This is a genomic window from Streptomyces sp. LS1784, from assembly GCF_020103755.1.
Taxonomy (GTDB): Bacteria; Actinomycetota; Actinomycetes; order Streptomycetales; family Streptomycetaceae; genus Kitasatospora.
Genome location: NZ_JAHSQD010000251.1, coordinates 1 through 11,584, shown reverse-complemented (window position 1 = coordinate 11,584; position 11,584 = coordinate 1). Strand labels below are relative to the sequence as shown.

The window sequence follows — 11,584 nt, the reverse complement described above, 5'->3', positions numbered from 1 at the left end:
GCAGGCCGAGCCCGTGGCCGTCGTCGCGGAGCCCGCTGCCGAGGCCGAGTCCGTCCAGGAGCCCGCCGCCGAGACGCCCGCCGAGACGCCGGCCGAGGGCGTCGCCGAGCAGCCGCAGGCGGAGCAGCCCGCCGCCGGGAACCCGGAGGCCACCGAGGCCTCCGAGGAGCAGCCCGCCGACGCGCAGCCCGTCGCCGAGGAGGCTCAGGAGCAGCAGCCCGAGGAGCCTGCCGAGCCGCGCGGCCCGGCCGCTCCCGGCTACGACGAGGCCGGCCGCGAGGCCGTCCACCAGGTGATCCGTGAGCGCCGAGACGTGCGCAACGGCTTCCGCCCGGACCCGATCCCGCACGAGGTGCTGATCCGCGTCCTGGAGGCCGCCCACACCGCGCCCAGCGTCGGCTACTCGCAGCCCTGGGACTTCGTGGTGATCCGCTCGGCCAAGACCCGCAGGCGGATGCACGCCCTGGCCGAGCGCCAGCGCGAGGCGTACGCGGACTCGCTGCCCAAGGGCCGGGCCAAGCAGTTCAAGGAAATCAAGATCGAGGCCATCCTCGACACCCCGGTCAACATCGTGGTGACCGCCGACCGCACCCGCGGCGGCCGGCACACCCTGGGCCGGCACACCCAGCCGCAGATGGCCCCGTACTCGGCCGCCCTGGCCGTCGAGAACCTCTGGCTGGCCGCCCGCGCCGAGGGCCTGGGCGTCGGCTGGGTGAGCTTCTTCGACGACGAGGAACTGGTCCGCGAGCTCGGCCTGCCCGAGCACCTGGAGGTCGTCGCCTACCTGTGCGTCGGCTTCGTCGACGAGTTCCCGGACGAGCCGGAGCTGGAGCAGCAGGGCTGGGCCAAGAAGCGCCCGCTGTCCTGGGTCGTCCACGAGGAGCAGTACGGCAACCGCGCGCTGCCCGGCGAGGAGCCGCAGAGCCTGCTCGCCGAGACCCTGCGCGGCATCCGCCCGCTGGACGCCAAGGCGCTCGGCGAGGCCTGGGACCGGCAGAAGCGGATGACCAAGCCGGCCGGCTCGCTCGGCATGCTGGAGATCATCTCCGCCCAGCTGTGCGGCCTGTCCCGCAAGTGCCCGCCGCCGATCCCGGAACCCGCCTGCGTGGCGATCTTCGCCGGGGACCACGGCGTGCACGCCCAGGGTGTCAGCCCCTGGCCGCAGGAGGTGACCGCCCAGATGGTCGGCAACTTCCTGGCCGGGGGAGCGGTGATCAACTCCTTCGCCAAGCAGATCGGCACCGAGGTCTGCGTGGTCGACGTCGGCGTCGCCGCCGAACTGCCGGACGCCGTCCAGCAGGGCCGCGCCACCGGCCTGCTGCCGCGCAAGGTCCGCCCCGGCACCGCCGACATGACCCAGGGCCCGGCGATGACCCGGGAGGAGGCCCTCAAGGCCATCGAGGTCGGCATCGAGACCGCCCGCGACCTCGTCGCGGCGGGCAACAAGGCGCTGGTCACCGGCGACATGGGGATCGCCAACACCACCGCCTCGGCCGCCCTGATCTCGGTGTTCACCGGCCTCGACCCGGCCGAGGTCACCGGCCGCGGCACCGGCATCGACGACGAGACCCACGCCCGCAAGATCGAGGTCATCCGCGCCGCGCTGGCCCTGCACCAGCCCGACCCGAGCGACCCGGTCGGCGTTCTCGCCGCCGTCGGCGGCCTGGAGCACGCCGCCCTGGCCGGTTTCCTGCTGGGCGCCGCCTCGCTGCGCACCCCGGTGGTCCTGGACGGCGTCATCGCCGGTTCGGCCGCGCTGGCCGCCAAGGCCATCGCCCCCGAGGTGCTGGCCGCCTGCATCGCCGGCCACCGCTCCGCCGAGCCCGGCCACCAGGCCGCACTGGCGAAGCTCGGTCTGCGCCCGCTGATCGACCTGGACCTGCGGCTCGGCGAGGGCACCGGTGCCCTGCTGGCCCTGCCGCTGGTGCAGAGCGCGGCCCGGGCGATGCACGATGTAGCAACCTTCGACTCCGCCGGGGTCACCGAGAAGGCCTGACGCACCCCGTCACCGCTCCGCGGACCGGCCCGAGGGCGCGCCGGACCGCGGAGCGGTGCCGTACCGTCCCCACACCCTCACCCCCCGATCAGGAGCACCGCCGATGACCGCGCCCACCCCGCACCCGAGCACCGAGGGCCGCACCCCCTACCCGGTCGGCCTGCTGCTGGCCGGCCGCCGCGTCGTCGTGGTCGGCGGCGGCCAGGTCGCCCAGCGGCGGCTGCCCGCCCTGATCGCCTCCGGTGCCGACCTGCACCTGATATCGCCGACCACCACCCCGGCCGTCCAGGCCATGGCCGACGCCGGCGAGCTCACCTGGCACGCCCGCCCGTACCGGGACGGCGACCTGGCCGGCACCTGGTACGCCCTGGTCGCCACCGACGACCCGGTCGTCAACGAGACGGTCAGCGCCGAGGCCGAGCGCGAGCGGGTGTTCTGCTCCCGCAGCGACGACGCCGCGGCGGCCACTGCCTGGACCCCGGCCAGCGGGCGCGACGCGGGCGCCACCGTCGCCGTCCTCACCGGTGACCCGCGCCACTCCGCCGCCCTGCGCGACGCCATCGTGGACGGCCTGCGGGACGGCTCGCTGGCCGCCCGCCAGTACCGTTCGCACGGGGCCGGCGTGGCCCTGGTCGGCGGCGGCCCCGGCGACCCGGACCTGATCACCGTGCGCGGCCGGCGGCTGCTCGCCGACGCCGACGTGGTCGTCACCGACCGCCTCGCCCCGCGCGAACTGCTCGCCGAACTGCCCGAGCACGTGGAGGTGATCGACGCCTCCAAGATCCCGTACGGCCGGTTCATGGCCCAGGAGGCGATCAACCGCACCCTGGTCGAGCACGCCAAGGCCGGCAAGTTCGTGGTCCGGCTCAAGGGCGGCGACCCGTACGTCTTCGGCCGCGGCGGCGAGGAACTGCTGGCCTGCGCGGAGGCCGGGCTGCCGGTCACCGTGGTGCCCGGGATCTCCAGCTCGATCAGCGTCCCCGCCGCGGCCGGCGTCCCGGTCACCCACCGCGGCATGACGCACGAGTTCACCGTGATCTCCGGCCACGTCGGCCCGGACGACGAGCGCTCGCTCACCAACTGGGAGGCCGCCGCGAAGATGAGCGGCACCCTGGTGCTGCTGATGGCCGTGGACAAGATCGGTGCGATCGCCGCCCGGCTGGTCGAGTACGGCCGGTCGGCGGACACCCCGGTCGCGATCGTCCAGGAGGGCACCACCGCCGCCCAGCGCCGGGTGGACGCCACCCTCGGCACCGTCGCCGCGGTGGTCGAGGCCGAGGGTGTCAAGCCCCCGGCGGTCATCGTCGTCGGCGACGTCGTCAACGTGCTGGCCGCGGCCTTCCGGAAGTAGGCACACGTGGAGTGGGAAGTCGGCTGGTCCGACTTCCCACTCCACGGCTACTCCAGCGGCTGCTCCGTCCAGATGACCTTCCCGGTCGCGGTGTAGCGCGTCCCCCAGCGGTCCGCGAACTGCGCGACCAGGAACAGCCCGCGCCCGCCCTCGTCCTCGGTCGCCGCGTACCGCAGGTGCGGCGACGTGCTGCTGCCGTCCGACACCTCGCAGATCAACGAACGGTCCCGCAACAGCCGCACCCGGATGGGCCCGGAACCGTACCGGATCGCGTTGGTCACCAGCTCGCTCAGGATCAGCTCGGTCACGAACGCGGCCTCCGCCAGCCCCCAGGCCGTCAGACGCTCCGCCACCGCCGCCCGGACCTCGCCCACCGCGGCCGGGTCGGAGGGCACCTCCCACTGCGCCACCCGGTCCGGCGCCAGCACCCTGGTCTGCGCCACCAGCAGCGCGATGTCGTCCTCCGGGTGCTCCGGCAGCATCGCCCCGAGCACGTCCACACAGGTCTGCTCGGGCGTCCGCGGCGGCCCGGACAGCGCCGCCCGCAGCAGTTCCAGCCCCTCGTCGATGTCCCGCTCGCGGCCCTCCACCAGCCCGTCCGTGTACAGCACCAGCCGGCTGCCCTCGGCCAGCTCCAGCTCGGCGGTCTCGAACGGCAGCACCGCCAGCCCCAGCGGCGGCCCGGTCGGCAGCTCCGGGAACACCACCCGGCCCTGCGGGTCCACCACGGCCGGCGGCGGGTGCCCGGCGGTGGCCAGCGTGCAGCGCCGCGACACCGGGTCGTAGATCGCGTACAGGCAGGTCGCCCCGGCCAGCTCCGCGTGCTCACCGCCCGCCGCCTCGTCCTGGTCGATCCGGTTCACCAGCTCGTCCAGGTGTCCCAGCAGTTCGTCCGGCGGCAGGTCCAGGGTCGAGAAGTTGTGGATCGCCGTGCGCAGCCGGCCCATCGTCGCCGCCGCGTGCAGCCCGTGCCCCACCACGTCCCCGACCACCAGCGCCACTCGCGCGCCCGGCAGCGGGATCACGTCGAACCAGTCCCCGCCCACCCCGGCGTGGGCCGGCAGGTAGCGGTGCGCCACGTCCAGCGCGGTCTGCTCGGGCAGTCTGCGCGGCAGCAGGCTGTGCTGGAGCGTCACCGCCATGGTGTGCTCCCGGGTGTAGCGGCGGGCGTTGTCGATGCACACCGCCGCGTGCGCCACCAGCTCCTCGGCCAGCGCCAGGTCCTCCGACTCGAACGGTTCAGCCCGCTGCGCCCGCCAGAACCGGGCCACCCCCAGCAGCGCCCCGCGGGCCCGCAGCGGCACCCGCACCAGCGAGTGCACCCCGTACGCCAGCACCTGGGCCGACTGCTCCGGGTCCTGCTCCCGCCACCGGGTGGCCTGCGGCAGGTGCGGCTCGATACCCGGCTCCCCGCTGTGCAGCGCCCTGGCCAGCGGCGTCGCGGGCACCACGTCCAGTACCGTGCCGACCGGGTAGAACGGCGCGTCGTCCCGTACGCCGGCCACCGCGGCACGGCGCATCCGCCCCAGCGAGGAGCCCGGCGGCGGTTCCTCGCCGGTCAGCACCTGGTCCGCCAGGTCCACCGTGACGAAGTCCGCGAACCGCGGCACCGCGACCTGCGCCAGCTCCTCCGCCGTCCGCGTCACGTCCAGCGTGCTGCCCACCGTCACCCCGGCGTCGTACAGCAGCCGCAGCCGCCGCTGCGCGCGCTCGGCCCGGCCGGACAGCGCCGCCAGTTCGGTGGAGTCGCGCAGCGTGGCGACGCAGCCGGGCGGGCCGCCCGCCTGGCCGATCAGCCGCACGTTCACCGCCAGCAGCCGCTCCCCGGACAGCACCACCTCGTCGGTCACCGGGCGGCCGGCGGCCAGCAGTTCCAGCGGTGCCTGCTCCAGGCCCAGTTCGGCCACCGGGCGGCCCTCGGCGTCCGGCGGCAGGTCCAGCAGCCGACGCGCCTCGTCGTTGCAGAGCAGCAGCCGCCCGTCCCCGCCGACGATCATCACCCCCTCGCGCACCGCGTGCAGCACCGCCGCGTGGTGCTCGTACATCCTGGTCATCTCGACCGGGCCCAGCCCGTGCGTCTGGCGCCGCAGCCGCCGACTGATCAGCGCCGTCCCGAGCGTGGCCAGCCCCACCGCGGCCGCCGCCGCGGCCAGCACCACCGGCAGCTGGCGCTCGCTCGTGCTGCTGACGTTCCTCAGGGTGATCCCCGCCGAGACCGCCCCGACCACCGAGCCGTCCGGTGCGTGCACCGGGACCACCGCCCGCACCTGCGAGCCGAGCGTGCTCGTGAGCTGCTCCGTCACCACGTGGCCTTGCAGCGCCGGCTCGTAGGCGCCGACGAACTTCTGGCCGATCCGCGCAGGGTTCGGGTGGGTGTAGCGGATGCCCTGGTCGTTCAGTACGACGATGAAGTCCACACCAGAGCTGACCCGTGCGGCCTCCGCGCTGGGCTGCAGGACGGCCGTCGGGTCGGGGGAACGCAGCCCGGCGACGATGCCCGGGGAGTTGGCGAAGGCCTGCGCCACCGCCACCGAACGGCTGCGCGCCCTCTGCTCGGCGTCGCTGTGGGACTGCACCACCAGTGTCACCGCTGCCGCCACCACCACCAGCAGCACGACGAGGATCTGCAGCGCGAACACCTGCCCCGCCACCGACCGGTGCCACACCGGCCACCGCCGCTTCGCGCGCGGCAGATGCGGCCGACCGTGTGGGCGCCCACCGGAGGAGCCGGCGGAGCCAGTGGCGCCAGAGGCCGACGCAGCCCAGGATCGGCCCGGATTTCGGGCCATATGGCCATGTTTGCACTACGGCCAGCCGAGGACCACCTCGCTCTCTCGGCCGTTTGGCCTTCCCCGCCCGGGCTTGGCAAGATCGCAGGGTGTCCGAACCCCGCACCATCACCGACCCGGCCGACCCCCGACTCGCCGACTACACCGGCCTCACCGACGTCGAGCTGCGCCGCCGCCGCGAACCCGCCGAGGGCCTCTTCATCGCCGAGGGGGAGAAGGTCATCCGCCGCGCCCTCGCCGCCGGCTACCGGATGCGGTCGATGCTGCTCACCCCCAAGTGGCTGGAGGTCATGGGCGACGTCATCGCCGAGGCCGATGCCCCCGTCCACGTGGTCGAGCCCGCGCTCGCCGAAGCCGTCACCGGCTACCACGTGCACCGCGGCGCCCTCGCCTCGATGGAGCGCAAGCCCCTTCCGGACGCCGCGCACGTGCTCGCCGGGGCCCGGCGAGTCGCGGTGCTGGAGGGCCTGGTCGACCACACCAACCTCGGCGCGGTATCGCCTTTGGGTCTACCAGAACATGCAGTTCGGCGCGTCGCCGTGTTCGAGGACATCGTCGATCACGCCAACATGGGGGCGGCCTTCAGGAATGCAGCTGCCCTGGGCGTTGACGTGATCCTCCTCACCCCGCGCTGTGCCGATCCCCTCTACCGCCGGTCCGTGAAGGTGTCGATGGGCGCCGTCTTCCAGGTGCCGTGGACTCGCCTGGAGGCCTGGCCGAAGGACATCGAGATCCTGCGTTCCGCAGGCTTCACGGTCGCGGCACTGTGCCTGAGTGACAAGGCGATCACCCTCGATGAACTCGCTTCGCGGGACGACGAGAAGCTCGCCCTGGTTTTCGGCACGGAGGGCGACGGCCTCGCCGCCACGACACTCGCTTCGGTCGACGAGCATGTCCGCATCCCTATGGATGCCGGTGTCGACTCGCTCAACGTCGCAGCAGCCTCGGCGGTGGCCTTCTACGCGACCCGCCCGCGAGGTGAGCTGGTCCGGTAGATCGCTCAGGGCAACTCATGGGTTCCCCACGCTCCTCCAACCCGGCGGATCACCGGTGATGTACCCCGAAGCGGTATCGGCGAGGGTCGGGACGGCGAGCGAACTTGCCCACAGCGACGCGGAGTCGAGCCCACGAGGCGTGGGCTCTTGCAGGGCTGTGGAGTCTTTGGTCTGCAAGGCTTGAGCAGTGGCGGACATCCCGCTGCCATCCGAAAGGACGGTGAAAGCGATGCGGGTCTTCATCACAGGCGGCTCCGGTTACATCGGCCGCTCCACCGTCGTGGCGCTGATCCGGCACGGTATGAAGGTGACGGCGCTGGCGCGCAGCGAGAACTCTGCGCGCATCGTGTCGGACCTGGGCGCCACCCCTGTCGCGGGGGCGCTCACCGACACCGACGTCCTTCGGGAGGCGGCCCGCCAGGCCGACGGGGTCATCCATCTCGGGGTGGACTACACCGAGGGCACGGCAGAGATCGACCGGGCCGCGGCGCACGCACTGCAGGAGGGTGCGGGAAGCCGTCCTTACGTGCATACCGGCGGGGTGTGGGTGTACGGCAACACCGACGGGGCCGTCGACGAGGACGCCCCGCTGAACCCGCCGCGCATCACCGCCTGGCGTCTGGAGAACGAAAGGCGTGTGCTCGCCCGGGTGGCCACCGGAGAGCATCCGGTGGTGGTGATGCCGGGGCTGGTCTACGGGCGTTCCGGCGGGCTGGTGCAGTTGTTCTTCGTCGAGCCGGGGCGCACCGCCGGTGCCGTGCCCTGCGTCGGGGACGGCTCCAATCACTGGGCGCTGGTTCACGTCGACGACATCGCCGAGTTGTTCGTCCTGGCCATGAACGCCCCGGCTGGTTCCGCCTACGCCGGGGTCAGCGGACAGAACCTCTTGCTGGCGGACATCACCCGGGCCCTCAGCCACGCCGCGGGATGCCCGGGCAGGATCGACTCGTTGTCCCTTGACGAGGCCGTGCGGCGGATGGGCCCGATCGCCGAGGCGTTCGCCCTCGACCAGCAGCTCACCGGCGCCCGGGCCCGCCACGAGCTCGGCTGGACGCCCACCCACCTCAACGCCTTGGCCGAACTCGCCCAGAGCTGAACCACACCCGGCCCGGCCGCCCGGTAGGTGCGGTGCCCGGACAACACTCTCACCCCTACCGCGCCGAGTGTTGCCCCTGGGGCGGCGTGCCGGATCTTGGCAAGACCCTGCTCAAGCGGCGCCTCCTCCATGTCCGCGGTCTGGCTGCCTTCTCGGCCGTCGTCGTCCGCCTCCCGTCTCCGAAGGCCGACAGCCGTCCAATATGGGAGGAGAGGTACCCGGCGGGCACCGGGCAACGGCCGGTCACGAGGGAGAGGGGCTGCTTGCCCCAGCAGGAAGGCGGTGCCGGATGCGTGGCCTGGAAGTCACCGTGGTGGTCCTCGCGGCCGTGCTGACCATGACGTGGCTGGCTCGCCGCCTGCAGTGGAACGAGCAGGTCCTGCTGGTGGCGGGCGGCTGCCTGATCGGCCTGACCCCCGACTTCCACCGGCTGGCCCTGCCTCCCGAGGTGGTCCTGCTGCTGTTCCTGCCCCCACTGCTCTACTGGGAGTCGCTGACCACCTCGCTCCGTGAGATCCGGACGAACCTGCGCGCCATCGTGCTGCTCGCGACCGGCCTGGTGCTGGCCACCGCTGCCGCCGTGGCCGCGGTGGGGCACGCGCTGGGCCTCTCCTGGCCGCTCGCCTGGGTCCTGGGTGCTGTCGTCGCCCCCACCGACGCCATCGCCGTGGCGACGGTCGCCCGGAAGCTGCCCCGCAGGGTCCGGACCATCCTCCGGGCGGAGAGCCTGATCAACGACGGCACCGCGCTCGCCCTGTACGCGGTGGTGGTCGGCGTCGCCGTTCAGCAACTGGCCGTCAGCTGGTCGGGTACCGCCGTGCGATTCCTGCTCGCCTACGTGGGCGGTGTCGCGATCGGCTCCGCATGTGCCGCCGCCGTCGTGGCCCTGCGCAGGCGGTTGCGGGACCGCACGGTGGAGAACGCCCTGGGCGTGCTCACCCCGTTCGCCACCTATCTGCCCGCGCAGGCCGTGGGCGTCTCCGGCGTCCTGGCAGTGGTCACCTGTGGTCTCATCCTCAGCCAGGCGGGCCCCAAGGTGATCAGCGCGGGCGCGCGAGTGCAGATCACCTGCTTCTGGGAGGTGAGCACCTCCATCCTCAACAGCGCTCTCTTCGTCCTGGTCGGCATTCAGACACCCGCCATCGTCAGCGCGATCGGCTCCGTCTCCCCGGGACACGCGGCCATCACCGCCTTGCTGGTCAGCGGCGTGGTGATCGCCACCCGCGTGCTGTGGCAGTACTCGGTGCCCTACGTCATCCGCGCCGTCGACCGCCGCCCCGTCCAGCGCACACTGCGGACCGGTGCCCGGCAGAGGTTCCCACTCGCCTGGAGCGGGGTGCGCGGGGCCGTGTCGCTGGCGGCCGTCCTCGCCGTCCCGGCCACCACCACCGCGGGCCGGCCGCTCGCGGGACACGGTCTGCTGGTCTTCACCGCCGTCACCGTCATCCTGGTCACACTGGTCCTCCAGGGGACGACCATGCCTGCGGTGATCCGCTGGTCCGGACTGCACGGAGATCCCGACGAGACCACCGAGGAACGCCGCGCCCACCGCCACATCGCCGCCGCCGCAGTGGAAGCCCTCCCCGAGCACGCCGAGCGCCTGAAAACGCCGCCGAAGACCGCCGAGGCCATCCTGAGCGAACTGCGCCAGTACGCCGCCGAGGACGCGGAACCACTGGACGATTCCGGCGCGCGTGCCGGGCTCGAACTGCGCCGCGCCCTGATCGGCGTCAAACGCAGCGCCCTGATCCGCCTGCGGGACCAGCGCAGCATCGACGACATCGTCCTGCGCCGACTGCAGCTGCTCCTGGACATCGAGGAGATCAGGGTCGAGCTGGCCCTGAGTGACTTCACCGATCCGCCGCCGTAACCACCGGCCGGCGAAAGCGGGGGCCCGTACGGGCGGCCGCCCCGGATCGGCGCCCAGAGCGAGCAGCAGGCCGCCGGCGGCATCTTCGCCCCGCTACGCGTGCTCGCCCACAAGACCTGGGGCCTCACCCGCCTGGTACCGACCTGTACCGCGTACCAACAGGTCATCGCCACCCTCGGCCATGTCCCCGGCTGGCCCGTGGACGTGGCCACAGGCGACCGGCTTGCACACGCCATAGCGGCGGCCCAGCAGCTGCCCGGATCATTCGGGCCCGTGCGCCGCTGGGGGAGCAGGCGGAGAGGCCGGGTAGTCGGCGGTGAGGATGCCGGAGACGCTCTGCGCGGCACCGGTGAGGAACCCGGCAAGGTCGGCGCGGGACCGGGTGGCGTGCGTGGTGGTCATCAAGGTCGCCGGCGCCATCTTCCGCAGCGCCGCCGCCCTCGGCATGGACGCCGTCCTGCTGTCGCCCGACTGCGCCGACCCGCTCTACCGGCGCGCCGTCAAGGTCTCCATGAGCGCCGTCTTCGCCGTCCCGTACGCCCGCCTGGACCCCTGGCCCGCCGCGCTCGACACCGTCCGCGAGGCCGGCTTCACCCTGCTCGCCCTCACCCCCGCCGACGACGCCGTCGACCTCCACAGCCTCGCCCCGCACGGCCTCCCCAAGGCGGCCCTCATGCTCGGCGCCGAGGGCGACGGCCTCACTCCCCGCGCCATCGCCGCCGCTCACCACCCCGTCCGCATCCCCATGGCCCACGGCATCGACTCCCTCAACGTCGGCGCCGCCGCAGCCGTGGCCTTCTACGCCGTCACCATCCCCACCCCATAACCTCGCCCCGGTGGTGGGTGCGGTCCTCGTGCCGGGACTCGGCCCGCTCGACCTCTCACGCCGCTTCGGTGTCGACGAGGTGTTGTGCCGCAGCGACCGCGCTACCGCCCGGCCGCTGCCGACAGCGCTGCGCCGCAGGTCGGCCCGCCCGGCTTCCCGCGGTCAGCCTGCGGGGGCGGTCGGTGGGGCTGGGGCGGCGGCGGGGGGCTGGGTGGTGGCCCCGGGCCAGGATTCGTCGAGGGTGCCGTCGGGACGGACGGCGTAGCGGGTGGAGGTGACGGCGCCGGTGGCGGCCGCGCGTTCCTCGCGGACGACCGTGCTGCCGTCGAGTCGCCAGGTGGCCGCCGCCTGCGGGTCCGCCACCGAGGTGCGGGAGGCGGTGGCGACCGGGGCGTCCCCGGCGAAGGTGTAGAGCTGGACGAGGTCGACCGGCGCCGAGCCCTCCGCCCGCCGCAGGACGACCACCGCGGCCGGCTGGTCCTTGTACCGGGCCGGCAGCACCGCGCTCAGCGCGACCTGCGGCCCGGCCCCGACCGAGTGCCCGTTCTGCAGTGCGATGGCAGGCCCGCCGGCCCCGTCGGAGTAGCTGCGGTTGGGCCAGTCCACCGCCGGCACCGGCGCCTGCGGCGGCGTCAGCCCGCCGTCCGCGGCCCCGCGCGCC

At 73.6% G+C, this 11,584-nt stretch carries 8 protein-coding genes and 1 pseudogene; 6 read left to right on the top strand and 3 right to left on the bottom strand.

Translation table 11 applies throughout. The annotated features are described in order from the left end of the window. A partial coding sequence (cobT, locus tag KS423_RS25505; RefSeq protein ID WP_224282105.1) for a nicotinate-nucleotide--dimethylbenzimidazole phosphoribosyltransferase occupies positions 1-1,996 on the top strand: 1,996 nt, incomplete at its 5' end. A 103-nt stretch (positions 1,997-2,099) separates the two neighbouring features. After that, positions 2,100-3,347: a uroporphyrinogen-III C-methyltransferase gene (gene cobA / locus KS423_RS25500; RefSeq protein ID WP_224282104.1), complete on the top strand. Its 1,248-nt coding sequence runs from the start codon at positions 2,100-2,102 to the stop codon at positions 3,345-3,347. 47 nt (positions 3,348-3,394) lie between these two features. Here cobA and KS423_RS25495 read toward each other — a convergent pair whose 3' ends face one another. Next, on the bottom strand, positions 3,395-6,136 hold the full coding sequence (locus KS423_RS25495) for a SpoIIE family protein phosphatase (protein WP_224282103.1): 2,742 nt from the start codon (positions 6,134-6,136) through the stop codon (positions 3,395-3,397). Between the two features lie 89 nt (positions 6,137-6,225). Here KS423_RS25495 and KS423_RS25490 point away from each other — a divergent pair, with 89 nt between their 5' ends. From KS423_RS25490 to KS423_RS25480, 3 genes are all read left to right on the top strand, one after another. Continuing rightward, positions 6,226-7,131, top strand: coding sequence for an RNA methyltransferase (locus KS423_RS25490; protein ID WP_224282102.1), 906 nt, complete (start codon positions 6,226-6,228; stop codon positions 7,129-7,131). A gap of 229 nt (positions 7,132-7,360) precedes the next feature. Beyond that, on the top strand, positions 7,361-8,227 hold the full coding sequence (locus KS423_RS25485) for an NAD-dependent epimerase/dehydratase family protein (RefSeq protein ID WP_224282101.1): 867 nt from the start codon (positions 7,361-7,363) through the stop codon (positions 8,225-8,227). Positions 8,228-8,516: 289 nt separating this feature from the next. Continuing rightward, on the top strand, positions 8,517-10,097 hold the full coding sequence (locus tag KS423_RS25480) for a Na+/H+ antiporter (RefSeq protein WP_224282100.1): 1,581 nt from the start codon (positions 8,517-8,519) through the stop codon (positions 10,095-10,097). A gap of 261 nt (positions 10,098-10,358) precedes the next feature. Here KS423_RS25480 and KS423_RS25475 read toward each other — a convergent pair whose 3' ends face one another. After that, positions 10,359-10,499, bottom strand: coding sequence for a hypothetical protein (locus tag KS423_RS25475; protein WP_224282099.1), 141 nt, complete (start codon positions 10,497-10,499; stop codon positions 10,359-10,361). A 10-nt stretch (positions 10,500-10,509) separates the two neighbouring features. Here KS423_RS25475 and KS423_RS25470 point away from each other — a divergent pair. After that, a pseudogene (locus KS423_RS25470) lies at positions 10,510-10,923 on the top strand (TrmH family RNA methyltransferase); the annotation flags it as partial. A gap of 162 nt (positions 10,924-11,085) precedes the next feature. Here the strand turns inward: KS423_RS25470 and KS423_RS25465 are convergent. Further along, positions 11,086-11,584, bottom strand: a 499-nt coding sequence (locus KS423_RS25465; protein ID WP_374120032.1) for a hypothetical protein, incomplete at its 5' end; no start/stop codon positions are given.